The following is a 17,497-nucleotide window of genomic DNA, read 5'->3' as shown; positions in this document are numbered from 1 at the left end:
CTGCTCGCCAGCCTCGTGCTCTGGTCCCGGTCGTGATCCAAGAGACACGCCCTAGACGGTATGAGGGGTGGGACCCCGTGGTGCGGTGGAGGAAAGGATCTCTTCCTCGCCGTGCGCATTCTGCGCCTGCGGGCGCCGGCGTCGAGGACCTATGGCCGCTTCGCGGTCGGGGCTGCGCCCCGATCCTCGACCCCGGCGTCCCGGACCAGGCGCTGGCTGAACACGACGACGACGCGACAAGAAAGATCGTGAGGGCTGGGGCCCCACGCACATGTGAACGTGGGTTGCCGGCAGGAAGTGGGTCCTGCCGGTAGCGCCACAGATGTGGGAGGCCCCAGTGGGAGGTCAACGTACGAGCGTCGGGCTCGATGTGCACGCACGGTCGGTGGTGGCCTGCGGCCTCGACACCCAGACCGGGGAGCTGTTCGAGCGCCGGCTCTCGCCAGCGCCCGAGGACATCGTGAGATGGCTTCGCCGGCTGCCAGCGCCGGTCGCGGTGGTCTACGAGGCCGGCCCGACCGGGTTCGGGCTGGCGCGGGCGCTGCGCACCGAAGGGATCAGCTGTCGGGTGGCGGCGCCCTCGAAGCTGCAGCGCCCGTCGGGGGATCGGGTCAGGACCGACGTGCGCGACGCGCGGCACCTGGCCCGGCTCTGCCACCTCGACGAGGTCAGCGAGGTGGCCGTACCCAGCGTCGAGCAGGAAGCCGCTCGGGATCTGGTGCGGGCCCGCGAGGACGTCCGCGGGGACTTGATGTCCGCCCGGCACCGGGTCTCGAAGCTGCTGTTGCGCCAGGGCATCGTGTACTCCGGGGGACGAGCCTGGACCAAGACCCACGAGCAGTGGCTGCGCACGCACTCGTTCACCACCCCCGGCCTGCAGCTGGCCTACGACACCGCGGTGGACACGATGCTGGCCACCGTCGATCGCCGCGCGCGTCTCGACGAGGCGATCACGGCGATGGCCGCGCAGGGCGCCTATGTCGCGGTGGTGACCCGGCTGGGCTGCCTGCGTGGCATCTCGACGCTGACCGCGTTCGCGCTGGCGGTCGAGATCGGCGACTGGCACCGGCTGACCGGCCGCTCCATCGGGGCCTACCTGGGCCTGGTGCCCAGCGAGTGCTCCACCGGATCGTCGCGCTCGCAAGGACCGATCACCAAGACCGGCAACGCCCACGCCCGTCGACTGCTCATCGAGGCCGCCTGGCACCAGCGCCCGCCCTACCGCTACCCCAGCACCGAACTGCGCCGACGGCGCGACCACGCCGGCCCCGCCGCCCGCGCCCGCGGCGAACACGGCACCCGCCGACTGCACGCACGGTGGAAGGCCTTCGACGCCCGCCGCAAGCGCCCGACCGTGGCCAACACCGCCATCGCCCGCGAACTCGCCGGCTGGTGCTGGTCGCTGGCCGTGCTCGAGGAGTAGGACCCGAGCTGGAGACTCCGACCGACGACCACGGCGGTGACGACAGCGCCCCGGAGCGACCCGCGACGGATCGATGAGCAGTCACCCGGCCCCGCCGCAACGACCACGCTCGATGTCTAGACCAGCGACCCGCTCCAGCCGAACAGCCCGTCCTGCGGTAGCCAACCCGCGCATATCAGAGTGGACAACGCGTCGACCAACGACACGCTCGTCGCCGCTGATCATCGTCGGTCGGTCACCACGAGGCGGCGTTCAGGACGACGGTCCTGAACGCCGCCTCGTCCTGCCCCCTTGACACCACAACCCCCATATCAGATCCGGCGCGCCCAGGCGTCGGCGCCGCAGTACACCCCGTAGGCCACGAAGCCGAGGGCCACGACGAGCAGGAGCACCGGGCCGAAGGGCTGGGCGGCGAGGGTCTTGAGCGCGGCGTCGAGCCCGCCGGCCTGGCCGGGGTCGGCCCGCACGGCGGCGACGCCGAACAGCACCGCCATCACCGCGAACGCCACGGCGCGCAGGACGTGGCCCGCGACCCCGAGCCAGTACACGGGCGTGCGCAGGCTGCTCGGCAGGCGCGACCAGTCGATGGCCTCGGCGAAGGAGCCGCGGATCCCCGTCCACGCCGTCGCACCCGCGATGATCAGCACCACCACCGCGATGCCGAACACGACGTACCGGCCGCCCGGCAGCGCGAGCAGCCCGGCCGTCGTCTGCTGCGACCCGCCGCTGCTCGACCCGGACGAGCCGGTGACGAGGAGCTGCACGCCGATCAGGGCGACGAAGAGCACGCCGACCGCGGTGCCGGCGGCGCCGATCCGGCGCTGCGTGCGGTCCCAGCCGGTGGCCCAGCGGAAGCCGGTGGCGGCGGCGAGACCCTGCCAGGCGCCGAAGGCGACGAGCCCGACGACGATCACGACGAGCAGGACGAAGCCGAACGGCTCGGCGGCCAGCGTGGCGACCGCGCCCTGCTGGTCGGCCTGGCCGCCGCCGCGCACCGCGATCTGGACGGCGAGCACACCGACGAGCAGGTGCACCAGGCCGTAGCCGGCCAGGCCGACACGGCCGAGCAGCTCGACGGCGCGGTTCGGGGCCTCGCCCTCACCGTCGCCGATGGTGGGTCCCCGCGAACCGTCCGCGGAGTCGGTCGATCCGGGGGCCGCGCTCACGGGCCGTTGCAGGTGACGGTGGGCTGGGGTTCGTAGCGCACGGTGCGTGGTTCCCGGCGGACCTCGCCGGTACGCACGTCTCGCAGCACCCGGGTGTCGGTGATCGTGAAGCCCTCGGAGCCCTGGGACGCGTTGCACTCGGGGTCGCCCCCGAGGTCCCGCACGCCGGGCGGGGTCTGGTTGGTGCGCGGGCCCGGCTCGGAGGCGACGTCGTAGCGCTTGATGCCGTAGAGCTGCACCGTGATCGACGACGGGGTCCACTGGGTGCGGATGTAGATCGGGGTGGGCCCGTCGTTGCCCAGACGCAGGTCGATCGACCCCTCGAAGACCGTCGCCTCGCGTCCCGCCGGGTAGCGGCTGATGTAGTAGCTGTGCTCCTTGTGCTCGACGTTGCGCAGGCCGGCGAAGTAGCCGGCGTTGTAGAGCGTCGTGGCGAACTGGGAGACGCCGCCACCGACGCCCCGTCCCGGGGCGCCGTCGTCGATGATCCCGGCCGGGACGAAGCCGTTGGCCTCGTTGCGGGGGCTGGAGGCCTCGTTGAGGCTGAACACCGAGTTCGGGGCGATGATCTGACCGTTGACGATCTCGGCGACGCGCCGGATGTTCTGGCCCGAGTCGGGCTTGAATCCCCGGGTGGTGAACTCGCCGATCATCTCGGCCGGCCCCAGCGCCGCGAGCGACTCGGTGGTCACCTCGGGCTGGGTGGTCGTGTAGACGGCGTTGACGGCCCGGCCGGTGGCCGGCGGCGGGGCCGCGGGCTCGGCGCCGGGCGCGGTGGGCGGCGGGGTGAACACCGGCGGCGCCTCGCCGTCGGGGCGGCCGAGCGCCTCGACGATCCCGGAGAACGTCCGCGGCCAGTCGATCTCGCGGCCGACCACGGCGGGCACGACGGTCGCCGCCGCACCGGTGAAGGCGAGCGTCGCGTCGCGCGGCTCGGCCTCGGTCGTCCTCAGCTGGGGCTCGACCGCGGCGATCGCGGCCGGCTCGTCGATGCCGGGGGTGAGCCCGCCGCGGCCGTCCGGGGTGAACCGGACGAACGAGGTGATCGCGCGGGTGGTCACGGTGGCGTTCTTGGCGTCGCCGACGACGGTCAGCGGCCCGGCCACGGCGGGGCGGGCGAAGCCGTCGATGGCGCGCTGGATGCCCTCGGGGGTCACCGTCACCGGGGTCTCGGTGACCGGCAGCGCGACCGGGGTCGGGTCGAGCCAGTGGTCGACGACCGCCTGGCCCGCGGTGGCGCCGTCGACGACGACACCGGGCACCGAGGGGACGGCGACGGGCTCGAGGCCCTCGTAGCGCACGGTGCCCTCGGCGACGGGGCGGTCGAGCTGGGGGCGGGCCCCGTCGAGCGCCTGGCCGAGCGCGAAGGCGTTGACGCGCGTCACCGGGGGGACGTCGCGGGTGCCGAACAGCGAGGTGAGCCGCGTCCACGGGTTGAAGGGCTGCTCGCCGGCGCGGGCGATCGTGGCCTCGACGTCGAGCTCGAGGCCGGCGGCCCGCGGGTCGACGGTGGCCGAGGCCGTGCCGGCCTGGAGGGCCACCGGCTCCGAGGCGCGCCCGGAGAGCTGCGCGCGCAGCGCCTCCTCCGCCCCGGGCTTGCTCATCCCGCCGATCTCGACCCCGGCGACGGCGACGCCGCGCGGCACGTCGGTGGACGAGAACAGCAGGTCGCCGAGGTAGAGGACCACGAGCAGGCCGACGACGGCCGCACCGATCAGCACCGGACGCCGGCGCGCGCCCGACGGGGACGCCTCGTGGGCGCCGCCACCGGGGGACGACCCGTCGCCGGGAACCGTCGGGATCCACGCGGTGCGGTCGGGGTCGGTGGTCGCGGCGGCGTGGGCGGGCTCGGAGGACGAGCCGGCGTCGTCGGTGCGGAGCGACGCCCCCACGGTGTCGCCGGACAGGGCCCGGGTCGGCTCGTCGAGCCCGCCGGAGGCGTCGGACGCGTCGGGCGCCTCGGCGTCGACCGCCGTGTCCTCGGGCGTCCGCCCCCCTGGTGACGTCACAGGTACAACCCCGTCCCGCTCGAGCTCCTGGTCGGTTCGCTGGTCTCGCTCGCGACCGCGTGCAGATCGCGTTCGCGGAGCACGACGTAGGTGCGCCCGGTGACGTCGACCTCGAAGTGGTCGTCCTGCGCGTAGAGCACGCGATCCCCCACGGCCACGCTGCGGACGTGCTGCCCCGTGCCGAAGACCTCGCCCCACACCAGGCGTTTCGCGGGTTGGGCGGTCGCCGGGATCACGATGCCTCCACTGCTGCGCCGTTCGCCCTCGCCCTGGACGGGGGCGACCATCACGCGGTCGTGGAGCATCTGGATCTCCAGCCTGGGATCCGACACGCCGGGATCGTACGGGGCGACCGGATTCGCGCGGCGCGCCGGGCCCGTGCTCGGAGACGGGCCCGAGGGGCCGGGACGGCCCGGGACGTGGAACGCCCCGTGGCCCTGCCAGGTCGGGGGTCCGGCAGCGCCACGAGGCTCACCGGGACGTTCGTCCTCGGACGGGACGGCGTTATCCGGCCCGTCGAGGTTCACGCGTTCGGCCTAGTACCGGCGGCGCTGCGGGCGGGACGGGCTCAGTCGCGGCCGAGCAGGAAGCGCCCGAAGTGGGGCACGGTGAACGCGATCCAGCCGCGCTCGGCGGAGAACACGAGCCCCTTGCGCAGCAGGCTGTCGCGCGGGGGCGAGAGCGACGACGGCTTGCGGCCGAGGTGCTGGGCCAGCGCGGAGGTCGTCACCGGCTCGTCGCGGCCCTCGGCGAGCTCGGCCATCCCCTGCAGGTACTCGCGCTCGGCGGGCGTGGCGCGCTCGTAGCGCGAGCCGAAGAACCCGACGGCCAGCTCGGCGCTCGCCTCCGGGGCGGCCACGCGCACGTCGTCGGCGTCGATCGGGCTCTGCACGGCCGCGTCCCAGGCCGCCTTGCCGTAGGCCTGCACGAAGTACGGGTAGCCGCCCGAGACCTCGTAGAGCGCGTCGAGCGCGTCGACGGTGAGCTCGGCGTCCTCGCGCTTGGCGGGGACGGTGAGGGCGAGGTCGGCGTCGGTGCGGTCGAGCTGGCCGATCATCGCGTAGCGGAAGAGCCGCTCGGAGTAGGACTTCGAGGCGCTGAGCACCGCGGGCAGGTGCGGCAGGCCGGCGCCCACCACGACCAGCGGCGCGCCCGACTGCGAGAGCTCGTGGCAGGCGGCGCAGAGCGCGGAGACGTCGTCGTCGCGCAGGTCCTGCATCTCGTCGATGAGCAGGGCGATGCCCACGCCGACGTCGGCCGCGAGCTCGGCGCACACCCCGAACAGCTCGACGAGGTCGATCTCGATGTCGCCCGAGTCGGCGCGCCCGTGGCGGACCGCCACGTCGATCCCGGGCTGCCAGCGGTCCTTGATCTTCGCGTCCGACGGCGTCGCCTTGAGCGCGAACGCCTTGAGCACCCCGAGGGTCTCCTCGACCCGGTCCGGCGCGCGGTGGTGGACCGCGAGGTCGCGGACCGCCCGGTGCAGCGCCGCGGACAGCGGGCGGCGCAGGTCGGCGTCGGGACGGGCCTCGAGCTTGCCCGCACCCCATCCCGCCCGCACGGCCATCGAGCGCAGCTCGCCGAGCAGCACCGTCTTGCCCACCCCGCGCAGGCCGGTGAGGACGAGGCTGCGCTCTGGGCGGCCGCGCGCCACGCGCTCGAGCACGACGTCGAACGCGTCGACCTCCCGGTCGCGCCCGGCGAGCTCCGGCGGTCGCTGGCCGGCGCCCGGCGCGTACGGGTTCCGCACGGGGTCCATGGCCAGCCCTCCCGGGTCGAGCTCCGCTGCGCTCCGTCTCCCTCGCAGCGTATGGGCCTCTCTAGCGCCGGCCCGATATCTCCCCAGAATCCGGGATCGGCGTGTCGGGGTAGGGACAGCTCCCGGCCGGCGGGGGCGGACACGATGGGACGCGGCCCGGCGGCGCCCTACCAAGAGGACATGACTCCGGACCCCACCCTGCGCCCGTCCCCGCGACCGCCCACCGGCGCGGCCCCGACGAAGGTCCGCCTGCTCGGCGTCGACGCCGCCCGCGGCGTGGCCCTGCTCGGGATGATGGCCGTCCACTCGTTCTCCGAGACGACCGCCACGGGCGCGCCGTCGTTCACCCAGCTCGTCGCCGGCGGCCGCTCCGCGGCGCTGTTCGCGGTGCTGGCCGGCGTCGCGATCGCGTTCATGACCGGCCGCCGCCGCGTCGTGCGCGGACCGTCCGGACGGGCCGCCGTCGCGACGCTGCTGGTCCGCGCGGGTGTCATCGGCGTCGTCGGCGTGGTCGGGCTCGGATGGATCGACGCCGAGACCGGGATCGCGGTGATCCTGCCCGCGTACGCCGTGATGTTCCTGCTGGCGATCCCGCTGGTCTTCCTCCCGACCCGCACCGTCCTCGTGATCGGTGCCGTCGTGGCGGTCGTGATGCCGTTCGTCAGCCAGGTCCTGCGCGCCGGCCTGCCCCCGGGCTCGGGGGACAACATCGCGTTCGGGTCCCTGGTCGACGACCCGGTCGGCGTGGTCCTCGAGCTCCTGCTGACCGGCGCCTACCCCGCGCTGACGTGGATGGCCTACATCGCCGTCGGCCTCGGTGTCGGCCGCTTGACGCTGTCGTCGGCGCGGGTCGCCGGCACCCTCCTCGGGGTCGGCGCGTCCCTGGCCGTCGCGGCCCCGGTGCTGTCCTGGGCGCTGCTCGGTCCCCTCGGCGGCGCCGCGCGCCTCACCGCGGCGAGCGGGCTCGACCCGGTCACCGTCACCGACATCCTCACCCTCGGCCCGGACGGCGCCGTGCCCCCGGGCGACGTGTGGTGGCTGGCCGTCGCGACGCCGCACTCCGGCACGCCCCTGGACCTCGCGGCCACCATCGGGTCCTCCCTGGCCGTCCTGGGCGCGTTCCTGCTGCTCGGCCACCTCCCGGCCGCGCTGCGCCGGGTGACCGACGCGGTCCAGGCGCCCCTGGTCGCCGCGGGGTCGATGACGCTGACGCTCTACACGCTGCACGCCGCGTTCACAGGGTCGGACCTGGCGCAGGGCGACTCGGTGCCCGAGTACGTCGGGCAGGCCCTGGTCCTGGTCGCCGCCGCCTCCCTGTGGCGCCGCCGGTTCTCGCGGGGCCCGCTGGAGGCGGTCGCGGGCACCCTCGCGAGCCGCGCGGCCGCGGCCGCCGGGCGCGCCGACGGGGTGCCCGCCCCGACGCAGCCCCCGGTCCCGTCTCCGGCCTCCCCGCTCGACGCGCCCACGGGACCGATCCGCGGGCTCCCCGTGCCGCCGCCCGGCCCGCCCGGCCCGCCCGGCCCGCCCCGCCTGCGTCCCCCGCGGCGCCCCGACTCCCTGCCCCTCGACCCCTTCGTCCCCGCGCCACGCCGGCCCGCGCCCGACCCCGGGGTCGGCCCCGCGCCCGGCCCCGCGGTCGGCCCACCGGCCGCGGCGTGGCCGCCCCCGGTCAGCGGCCGCCGGTGAAGGCGCCGGCCTCGGTGAGCGCGTCGAGCACCGCCGGCTGCCCGGCGAACGCCTCCTGCACGGCGGCCGGGGTGACCACTCGGTGGGCGTTCGCCGCGACGTAGCCGCGCAGGGCCGTGTCGAAGCCCTCGGGGTCGGCGGCGCGGCCGGCCAGCAGCGCCGCGGCCCCCTGCGCGTAGACGCCGTCGACGTACGCGCGGAACCCGCCGTCGGCCGCCCACGCGCTCATGGGCTCGCCGAGGCGGCCGACGAGCGCGGGGTCCACGTCGGCGACCGAGTAGTCGCCGTCGGTGCTCAGGGCCTCGACGGCGGTCGCGAACGACTCGTCGAGCCACGGGTCGCGGGCCTGGTCGTTGCCGACGAGCGCGTAGAACCACTCGTGGGCGACCTCGTGGGCGACCAGGGCCCGCAGCGGGCGCGCGCCCACGTCACCGAACTGCAGGGCCGCGGGGAACTCGGTGCCGTCGCTCTGGCCCGGCGTGATCGCGACCGTGAGCCAGGGGTACGGGAACGGGCCGAGCAGGCGGGTCTGTGCGGTGATCGCCGCGGCCAGCGCGTCGGCCCACTGTGCGGGCGGCACCCGGGTGCCGGCCTGCGGCGTCGCGAGGCGCAGCCGCACCCCGTCGACGTCGCGCTCGAGCACCGTGTAGCGCCCGACGGCGACCGCGACGTCGCGCAGCGCGGGCGCGCGGAACCCGTGCACCGCGCGGCCGGGCGGGCCCTCGGTGACGGGCGCGGGCTCGCCGGGCCCGAGGACGGCGAGGCCCTGCGGGGCGGTGACGGTGACCGTGGTGTCGGCGGCCTCGCTCGTCGCCGACTCCCCGAAGATCGGCACCGCGGGCTCGCGCGCCCACCCCCGGCCGCGCTCCCACGCGAGCAGCGGGTAGCCCGAGCCGAACCACGCGGTGCCCGTGGACGGGGAGCTCGCCACCCGCTCGTCGGCGTCCACGCCGAGGACGAGCCGGAACCCGAGCCGCGCGGTCACCGTCGTGCCCGGGCCGACGCACCCGGGCAGCGGGAGCGTGATCATCGTGCCCGGCGCGCCGGCCGGTGCCCCGGCCGCGACGACCTCGGGCGCCACCGGGGCGTCGTCGACGGCCGCGTCGGTGACCGTGAGCGACGAGCCGGCGGTGGCCATGGTCGGCGTGTTCGGCCAGGCGCGGAACACGAGCTCGCAGACCTCGAGGTCGGGGGTGAACCGCACCGTCTCGGTGCCCGTCACCGAGCGCAGGTCGGGCGCGACGTCGAACCCCAGCTCGACCACCGGGCGCTGCGGCCACACGGCGTCGGCGTAGGCCTCGCCGGCCCCGGCCGTGCTCGCGCCGCCGCAGGCCGCCGCGACCGCGGCCAGCACCAGCACGACGGCGGTGAGCCGCGCGCGGGGGGAGGACCCCACCCGGGCCCGGGGGACGGCCCGTGCCCGAGAGGTGCGCTCCCCCTCGTCGCGCCCGCGCGCCGGCGACAGGCTCGGAGCCACTGCCACACCTCCGTCCCGAGGAGCCACCCGCATGATCGCGCACACCGGCCAGGAAGCGAACGGCGCGCACCGGAGCGAGCCCGCCGCGGCCCTCGGGAGCGCCGTCGGCAACGTGCTCATCGACCCCCGCTACCCGCAGTCGCGGCGCGGGCGCGCGGGCGAGCGGCTCCACGAGGTCTGGGAGGAGCAGGTCGCGTGGATGACCCGCTTCGCCCGCCCCGACCACCTCGCGGTCGACACCGGCGAGGAGCGGCTGACCTACGCCCAGCTCGACGCGCGCGCCAACCAGCTCGCCCGCCACCTGCTCACCCAGGGCGTCCGGGCCGGCGACCGCCTCGCCCTGCTGTTCGACCGGCCGGTCCACTCCTACGTCGCGATGCTCGCGGTGCTGAAGATCCACGCCGCCTACATCCCGCTGGACGTGGGCTTCCCCGAGGACCGCATCGCCTACATCGTCGGGGACGCCGAGGCGACCCGGGTGCTCTCGCTCTCCCACGTCCGCGCCGGCTGGGAGCTCGACGAGGGCCCGGGCGCGCCGTGGCTGTGCGTGGACGACGACCTGCCCCGCATCGCCGCGCTGGACGCCCACCCCCTGCGCGACGACGAGCGCGGTGCCCCGGCCGACGACCTCGCCTACATCATCTACACGTCCGGCTCGACGGGCCGGCCCAAGGGCGTCGCGATCGAGCACGCGAGCATCTGCAACTTCGTGCGCGTCGCGGCCGAGGTCTACGGCATCCGCCTCCAGGACCGCGTCTACCAGGGCCTGACCATCGCCTTCGACTTCTCGATCGAGGAGATCTGGGTGCCCTGGGCCGTCGGCGCGACGCTCGTCCCCAAGCCGCCGGGGTCCAGCCTGCTGGGCATCGACCTGCACGAGTTCCTGGTCGAGCACCACGTCACCGCGATGTGCTGCGTGCCCACGCTGCTCGCCACCCTCGACGAGGACGTCCCCGCCCTGCGCTTCCTGCTGGTGTCGGGCGAGGCGTGCCCCCAGGACCTCATCGCGCGCTGGTACCGGCCCGACCGCCGCTTCCTCAACGTCTACGGCCCCACCGAGGCCACCGTCACCGCGACCTGGACCGAGGTGCACCCGGACCGCGACGTGACCATCGGGGTGCCGCTGCCGACCTACTCCACGGTCATCCTGAGCACCGAGGGCGAGCCGGTCGCGCTGCCGCACGGCGAGGTCGGCGAGATCGGCATCGCCGGCATCGGGCTGGCCCGCGACTACGTCAACAACCCGGAGAAGACCGCCAAGGTCTTCATCCCCGACTTCCTCGGCATCCCCGGCAACCCGTCGCAGCGCATCTACCGCACCGGCGACCTCGGCCGCGTCAACGCCGACGGCGAGATCGAGTACCACGGCCGCATCGACCTCCAGGTCAAGATCCGCGGCTACCGGATCGAGCTGACCGAGATCGAGTCGGTGCTGCTGCAGGTGCCCGGGATCGCGCAGGCCGTCGTCGACACCTACGAGCCCGAGCCCGGCGCGGTCGAGCTGGTCGGCTACTACACGCTGCGCACCGACACCCCGTCGGTCGACCCGGAGCAGATCGCCGAGATGCTGCGCGAGCGGCTGCCCAAGTACATGGTCCCGGCCTACCTCGAGCACCTCGACGTCATGCCGATGACCACGTCGGACAAGGCCGACCGCAAGAACCTGCCGGCGCCCCGGGCGCGCCGCGGCGGCGGGGCGGCCCAGGTGCACGTCGCCGCCACCAACCCGGTCGAGGAGGGCCTGGCCGCGGTGCTCGCCGAGGTCCTCGGCGTCGACCAGGTGTCGGTCGACGCGCACTTCTTCGACGACCTGGGCGCCACCTCGGTGCTGATGTCGCAGTTCACCGCGAAGCTGCGCCGGCGCGACGACCTGCCGTCGGTGTCCATGCGCGACATCTACGAGCACCCCACGATCCGGGGTCTGGCGACGGCCTTCGGGGCGCCGCCGGTCGACGGCGACGGCCGGGCGCGGCCGGCGGTGGTCGTCACCGCCCCGCCGGTCGGCCCCGCGAGCTCGTGGGCCTACACCTGGACCGGGGTCGCCCAGCTCGGGGTGTTCGTCGCCCTGCTGGCCCTCTCGGCGTTCCTGCTCGACTGCGCCTACCGCTGGATCGTCGCCGCCGACGGGTACGCCGAGACCTACCAGCGCGCGATCGTGTTCGCGGTCGGCGCCTTCCTCGGCTACTGCCTGCTGCCGATCGCGGCCAAGTGGCTGCTCGTCGGCCGGTGGACGACGCGCTCCATCCGGCTCTGGGGCCTCGACCACCTGCGGTTCTGGACGGTCAAGCTGCTCATCCGCACCAGCCCGCTGGTGTTCTTCGTCGGCTCGCCGCTCTACAACGTCTTCCTGCGCGCCCTCGGGGCGAAGATCGGCCACAGCGTGCTGATCCTGTCCCGGGTCGTCCCCGTCGCCACCGACCTGCTGACCATCGGCGACGGCACGGTGATCCGCAAGGACACCTCGTTCACCGCGTACCGGGTGGTGGCCGGCGCCGTGCAGACCGGCCCGGTGAGCATCGGGCGCTACGCGGTCGTCGGCGAGGGCAGCGTGCTCGAGGTCGGGACGACGATGGGCGACGGCGCCCAGCTCGGCAACGCCTCCGCCCTGCACACCGGCGAGGCGATCCCCGGCGGGCAGCGCTGGCACGGCTCGCCGGCACGCCCCACCTCCACCGACTACCGCGCCGTGGGCCCCACCCCCTGCGGCCCGCTGCGCAAGGTCGTCTACAGCGCGCTGCAGCTGCTGGCGATGGTGGCCCTCCCGCTGGCCTTCGGCGTCGGCGTCGTCGCCCTGACCGTGATCCCCGAGGTCGACCAGCTCCTCGGTCCCGGCCACGCCGCCGTGGGCTCGCCCGGCTTCTACCTGGTCCTGCTGGTCGCCTCGGCCGTGCTGTTCGGCGCGCTGGTCGTCGGCTCGCTGCTGGTGATGTTCACGGTGCCGCGCCTGCTGAAGCGCCTGGTGCAGCCCGGCAGGGTGTACGCCCTCTACGGGTTCCACCACGTCGTGCAGAACGTCATCACGTCGCTGAGCAACTCGAGGTTCTTCATGCTGCTGTTCGGCGACAGCTCGTTCGCGGTGACGTTCGTGCGGGCGCTGGGCTACGACCTGGGCCGCGTCGAGCAGACCGGCTCGAACTTCGGCACCGAGATGAAGCACGACGCGCCGCACCTGGTCCGCATCGGCACCGGGACGATGATCTCCGACGGCCTGTCGCTGGCGAACGCGGACTACTCGAGCTCCTCGTTCCGCGTGTCGCCGGTGGTGCTCGGCGAGCGCAACTTCGTCGGCAACGACGTGGTCTTCCCGAGCCGCGCCCGGGTCGGGGACAACGTCCTGCTGGCGACGAAGGCGCTGGTCCCGATCGACGGCCCGGTGCGCTCCGACGTGGGTCTGCTGGGCTCGCCGGCCATCGAGATCCCGCGCGGCGGACCCGCGGGCGCCACCTCGGCCGTCCCCACCGACCCCGCGGAGTTCCGGCGCCTGCTGCGGGCCAAGAACCGGCACAACGCGCGCAGCATCCTCGGCGTGCTGGCCTTCCGCTGGGCCCAGTTCGCCGTCTCGCTGGTGGCCCTGGCCGTCGCGGCCGACCTCTACGGCGACCTCGGCGCCCCGGTCATCGCCGCGGGGATGGCGGTCGTGGGCCTGGTGCTGGTGCTGTCCTCGGTGCTCGCCGAGCGCGCCGTGCTCGGGTTCCGGTCACTCCACCCGCGCGAGGGCGGCATCTACGAGAAGGAGTTCTGGCGCCACGAGCGGCTCTGGAAGCTCTTCGTGACCCCGCCGTTCACCGGCACCCCGTTCAACCCGATGCTGTGGCGCCTCGCCGGCGTCACGATGGGCCGCCGGGTGCTCGACGACGGCGCGATCATGCCGGAGAAGAGCCTGACCACCGTCGGCGACGACGTGGTGCTCGGGGCACTCGCGGTCCTGCAGGGCCACTCGCTCGAGGACGGCGTCTTCAAGTCCGACCGCATCCACGTCGGCGACGGCGTCACCCTCGGCCTCAAGTCGTTCGTGCACTACGGCACCGTCGTCGGCGACGGCGCGGTGCTCGAGGCCGACGCGTTCCTCATGAAGGGCGAGGAGATGGGCGCGCGGTCGGTGTGGCGGGGCAACCCGGCCACCGAGGCCCGCCACGTCTTCCCCGTCGCGGCGCTGGCCGCGGGCACGACCGTCCTGACGATCGCGCCGGCGCCGCGCGCCGTGCCCGGGGCCGCGCCGGTCCCGCCCCGCCCGATGATGCCGGGCGGCGACCGCGCCGGCCGTCCCCTGCCGCCCACCGGTCTCGTCCCGCGCCCGCCGGTGCCCGCCGGCGCCGCCCGCCGCGGGGTGCTCCCGGGAGCTCCGGTGCCCGCACCGGCCCCGGTGCCGGCCCCGGTGCCCGTGCCCCGCCGGTCCGCGCCGCCGGTGCCCGTGCCCCGCCCGTCCGCGCCGCCGGTGCCCGGTCGTCCGGGCCCGGCGCGCGGCCCGGTCCCCGCGGGGCGGCCGGCCCCGCCGCCCCGGGGACCCGCGCCCGTCGGTGCCCGCCCGGTCCCGCCGCCACGCCCGCCGGCCCCGCGGCCGGCCGGCCCGCCGCCGCGTCCGGGTGCGGCGCCGCGCCCGGACGGCCCGCCCCCGGTGGTGTTCCACCCGCTGCCGCCGCGTCGCCGCTGACCGGGCTCGCGAGGGAGGTGCGAGGGACGCCCTCGCTGCCTGCCACGCAGCCAGGGCGTCCCTCGCCCGCCGGCTCCGCCCTCCTCCCGGGGGGCGGAGCCGACGTGCGTCCGGGGTCCGGAGCCGCGGGTGGGGATGTCCCCCGTCAGCGCGGGGGTGATCTCCGCGGGCCCGGGGGCACGCACGCTGCCGACGGCGTCGATCCCCGGACAGGCTCGTGACCAGCACACCGAGGCCACGCACCACGCGGCGGCCCCCGGACGAGGAGAACGTCATGACCGCCCCGCAGGCCCGCCAGCAGCCCACCCCGCCGCTCGTCTGGAAGTTCGGCGGCACGTCCGTCGGCGACCACGACCGCATCCGCGCCGTGGCCCGCCGCATCGTCGCGGCCCACCAGGCCGGCCACCGCGTCGTCGCGGTGCTCTCGGCGATGGGGAGGACGACCGACCAGCTGGTCGCCCAGGCCCACGAGCTCAGCGCGTCGCCCGACCCGCGCGAGATGGACGCCCTGCTCGCGGTCGGCGAGCGCATCTCGTGCGCCCTCACCGCGATGGCGATCACCGAGCTCGGCGTCCCGGCGATCTCCCTCGACGGCGCCCAGGCCGGCGTCGCCACCGACGACGGGCACGGGCACGCCCGGCTCGCCGACATCGACCCGCGCCGCATCCACGCCGAGCTCGACCGCGGCGCGATCGTGCTCGTGACCGGCTTCCAGGGCGTCACGTGCTCCGGCGACGTGTCCACCCTGGGCCGCGGCGGGTCCGACGCCTCCGCGGTCGCGCTCGCCGCGGCGCTCGGCACCTCGCGCTGCGACATCTTCACCGACGTCCCGGCGGTCTTCACCGCGGACCCGCGCGTCGTGCCCGACGCCCGCCCGCTGACCTCGGTCCGCACCGAGGAGATGCTCGAGATGGCCGAGGCGGGCGCCGGCGTGCTGCAGCCCCGCGCGGTGGAGCTCGCCGCCGTGCACGGGGTCGAGATCCACCTGCGGTCGAGCTTCGACTCGGGCAACGGGACCGTCGTCGGGTCCCGGCCCGACCCGAGCGCCGAGCTGGAGCGCGTCGCCGTCGCCGGTGTCGGGCACCGGCGCGCCGAGCCGCTCTACGCCGCGCCCGGGGCATCGGCCGGCGCCGTGACGTCCGCGCTCGCCCGCCGCGGCCTCGCCCTCGGCGCGACGCTGCTCGAGGCGTCCGAGGTGCGGTTCACGGTGCAGGACGCCGCCCCGGCGGCGGTCACCGCGGCGCTGGAGGCCGCCGGCCTGGCGGTCGTCGTGCGCGAGGAGCTCGGGACGGTCGGGGTCGTGTGCTCCGGGCTGACCCGGCGTCCCGAGATCGCGGCGTCCGCCCTCGACGTGCTCGCCGCCGCCGGCATCGAGCCGCGCATCGTCACCACCAGCCCCGCGCGGATCACCGTCCACGTCGCCGCCGCGGCGGTCGACGACGCCTTGCGCGTCCTGCACGCGGCCCTGGTGACCGACGCGGCGGGCGCCCCGACGGTGCCGGCCGATCCGGCCGCGCCGGCCCTCGACAGCGGTACCCGTCCCGACCTGCGCGTCGTCGCCTGACGACCGCCGCCCACCGGCCCCGGTCGCGCCCCGAGCGCGGCCGGGGCCGAGGCGCGTTCCGGGGCAGGGCGCCCCTCGCCCATCTGCGCGACCGACGGTGCCCTTCGCTCAGGACCTCCGCGACCGCCCCGGGGGCGCGCCCTACCCCGCGCCGGCGGGTCTGCACCGCGGGCACGGGGGCGAGCGCGATTCTCGGCACCGCGCCGGCGCAGCAGGCTCATCAGCAGCACCGCGACCCCGCGCGAACCCTCAGGAGCCGAAGTGAACGCCACCGTCACCCCCATCACCCCCGCGCTGCGCGACACCACGGCGCCCCGGGTCGGCGGCCCGTTGCCCGGGCCCCGCTCCGAGGAGCTGCTCGCCCGGCAACGCGAGCGGGAGTCCAACGCGCGGGCCTATCCGCGCCACTTCCCGTTCGCGGTCGCCGAGGGCGCCGGCAGCTGGGTCCGCGACGTCGACGGCAACGTGTTCCTCGACTTCCTCTCGGGCGCCGGCGTGCTCTCCCTCGGGCACAACCACCCCGAGCTCGTGGCCGCGGCCGTCGAGCAGATGGGCACCTTCACCCACGGCCTCGACATGGCCACCCCGGCCAAGGACGCCTTCACCGAGGCCCAGCTCGCGATGCTGCCCGCGGGCATGCGCGACCGGATGCGCATCCAGTTCTGCGGGCCCACCGGCGCGAACGCCGTGGACGCCGCGATCAAGCTCTGCAAGACCGCCACCGGGCGCGGCGACATCGTGTCCTTCCAGGGCGGCTTCCACGGCAGCACGCACGCCGCCATGGCGATGACCGGCCTGGTCGCGCAGAAGCGACCGATCCAGAACGGGATGCCCGGGGTGCAGTTCTTCCCGTTCAGCTCCTGCAGCCGCTGCCCGCTGGCGCTGGACCCCGCGAGCTGCCAGACCAACTGCGTGGCCCTGCTCGAGCGGGCGCTCAACGACGCCAACGGCGGCGTGGCGCTCCCGGCGGCGGTGATCATGGAGCTGGTGCAGGGCGAGGGTGGGGTCATCCCGGCCCGCCGGGAGTTCGTGCAGCGCGTCCGGGCGCTGACCCGCGAGCTCGGCGTCCCGCTCATCGTCGACGAGGTCCAGACCGGCTGCGGGCGCACCGGCACCTGGTGGGCCTTCGAGCAGTACGGCATCGAGCCCGACGTCGTGGTCGCCTCGAAGGCGCTGTCCGGCATGGGGCAGCCCGTCGCGATCATCATGTACGACGAGTCCCTGGACGTCTGGGCGCCCGGCGCCCACAGCGGCACGTTCCGCGGCAACCAGCTCGCCTTCGCCGCCGGCGTCGAGACGATCCGCATCGTCGAGCGCGACGACGTCCTCGCCAACGTCCGCGAGCGCAGCGCCCAGGTCTTCGCCCGCCTCGCGGAGCTCGCCGCGGACCCCGCCGTCGTCGAGGTCCGCGGTCTCGGCCTCATGCTCGGCATCGAGCTCGCCCCGCCCGCCGACGGGCGCTCGGTGACGGCGCTGGCCCAGGACGTCCAGGCCCGCGCCCTGCGCGCCGGCCTCATCGTCGAGCTCGGCGGCCGCGACGACTGCGTGGTGCGGATGCTCCCGCCGCTCACCGTCACGGCCGAGCAGATCGACCTCGCCTGCTCGATCCTCGTGGACGCCGTCCGCGCGGCCCTGGGCCGGGAGGCGTCGGCCGCCGCCTGACCGCGAGCAGCCAGGGCACCACCGCCGGCGGCGGTGGTGCCCTCGCGCGTTCCCGGGGGTGGACCCCACCCCCGGCGGCGGGTCCTCCCCGGGCGTCGTA

The 17,497-nt window shown here is 75.6% G+C and carries 10 protein-coding genes; 5 read left to right on the top strand and 5 right to left on the bottom strand.

Annotated elements, in window-relative coordinates; genetic code table 11:
• The first annotated feature begins 370 nt into the window (after positions 1 to 370).
• Entirely contained in the window at positions 371 to 1,423 is a 1,053-nt protein-coding gene (locus tag PHK61_RS13495; RefSeq protein WP_274281501.1) for an IS110 family RNA-guided transposase, read from the top strand.
• Positions 1,424 to 1,734: 311 nt separating this feature from the next.
• Here PHK61_RS13495 and PHK61_RS13490 read toward each other — a convergent pair whose 3' ends face one another.
• The 4 genes from PHK61_RS13490 to PHK61_RS13475 all read right to left on the bottom strand — a co-directional run bounded on the left by PHK61_RS13490 (position 1,735) and on the right by PHK61_RS13475 (position 6,357).
• Positions 1,735 to 2,589 carry a DUF1206 domain-containing protein gene (locus PHK61_RS13490; protein WP_274281500.1) on the bottom strand — a complete coding sequence of 285 codons (855 nt, stop codon included), beginning with the start codon at positions 2,587 to 2,589 and terminating at the stop codon, positions 1,735 to 1,737.
• Positions 2,586 to 4,598, bottom strand: coding sequence for a VanW family protein (locus PHK61_RS13485; protein WP_274281499.1), 2,013 nt, complete (start codon positions 4,596 to 4,598; stop codon positions 2,586 to 2,588). Before PHK61_RS13485 ends, PHK61_RS13490 begins: the two co-directional genes overlap by 4 nt.
• Entirely contained in the window at positions 4,595 to 4,930 is a 336-nt protein-coding gene (locus PHK61_RS13480; RefSeq protein WP_274281498.1) for a GroES family chaperonin, read from the bottom strand. Before PHK61_RS13480 ends, PHK61_RS13485 begins: the two co-directional genes overlap by 4 nt.
• Positions 4,931 to 5,166: 236 nt before the next feature.
• A complete protein-coding gene (locus PHK61_RS13475) occupies positions 5,167 to 6,357 on the bottom strand; it encodes an ATP-binding protein (RefSeq protein WP_274281497.1) in 1,191 nt (396 codons plus the stop codon).
• A gap of 180 nt (positions 6,358 to 6,537) precedes the next feature.
• Between PHK61_RS13475 and PHK61_RS13470 the strand changes: the two genes are divergently transcribed.
• Complete coding sequence (locus PHK61_RS13470; protein ID WP_274281496.1) at positions 6,538 to 8,043, top strand: heparan-alpha-glucosaminide N-acetyltransferase domain-containing protein; 1,506 nt, start codon at positions 6,538 to 6,540, stop codon at positions 8,041 to 8,043.
• On the opposite strand, the gene PHK61_RS13465 is transcribed toward PHK61_RS13470, so the two are convergent.
• Entirely contained in the window at positions 8,027 to 9,520 is a 1,494-nt protein-coding gene (locus PHK61_RS13465) for a M1 family aminopeptidase (protein ID WP_274281495.1), read from the bottom strand. The genes PHK61_RS13470 and PHK61_RS13465 overlap by 17 nt on opposite strands.
• Before the next feature lie 31 nt (positions 9,521 to 9,551).
• Between PHK61_RS13465 and PHK61_RS13460 the strand changes: the two genes are divergently transcribed.
• The 3 genes from PHK61_RS13460 to PHK61_RS13450 all read left to right on the top strand — a co-directional run bounded on the left by PHK61_RS13460 (position 9,552) and on the right by PHK61_RS13450 (position 17,397).
• Positions 9,552 to 14,171 carry a Pls/PosA family non-ribosomal peptide synthetase gene (locus PHK61_RS13460; protein ID WP_274281494.1) on the top strand — a complete coding sequence of 1,540 codons (4,620 nt, stop codon included), beginning with the start codon at positions 9,552 to 9,554 and terminating at the stop codon, positions 14,169 to 14,171.
• 274 nt (positions 14,172 to 14,445) lie between these two features.
• Positions 14,446 to 15,735, top strand: a complete 1,290-nt coding sequence (locus tag PHK61_RS13455; RefSeq protein ID WP_274281493.1) for an aspartate kinase — start codon at positions 14,446 to 14,448, stop codon at positions 15,733 to 15,735.
• Between the two features lie 261 nt (positions 15,736 to 15,996).
• Positions 15,997 to 17,397, top strand: a complete 1,401-nt coding sequence (locus PHK61_RS13450; protein WP_274281492.1) for an aspartate aminotransferase family protein — start codon at positions 15,997 to 15,999, stop codon at positions 17,395 to 17,397.
• The last annotated feature ends 100 nt before the right edge of the window (positions 17,398 to 17,497 follow it).

It is taken from the genome of Actinomycetospora lutea (assembly GCF_028737205.1).
Classification (GTDB): domain Bacteria; phylum Actinomycetota; class Actinomycetes; order Mycobacteriales; family Pseudonocardiaceae; genus Actinomycetospora; species Actinomycetospora lutea.
Note: the sequence above shows the minus strand (reverse complement) of the source record. Positions and strands in the feature narration are given on the sequence as shown.

Coding starts and splice junctions, on each gene's coding strand:
- PHK61_RS13475 (WP_274281497.1), bottom strand. CDS start 6,357: ATGGACCCCGTGCGGAACCCGTACGCGCCGGGCGCCGGCCAGCGACCG.
- PHK61_RS13470 (WP_274281496.1), top strand. CDS start 6,538: ATGACTCCGGACCCCACCCTGCGCCCGTCCCCGCGACCGCCCACCGGC.
- PHK61_RS13460 (WP_274281494.1), top strand. CDS start 9,552: ATGATCGCGCACACCGGCCAGGAAGCGAACGGCGCGCACCGGAGCGAG.
- PHK61_RS13455 (WP_274281493.1), top strand. CDS start 14,446: ATGACCGCCCCGCAGGCCCGCCAGCAGCCCACCCCGCCGCTCGTCTGG.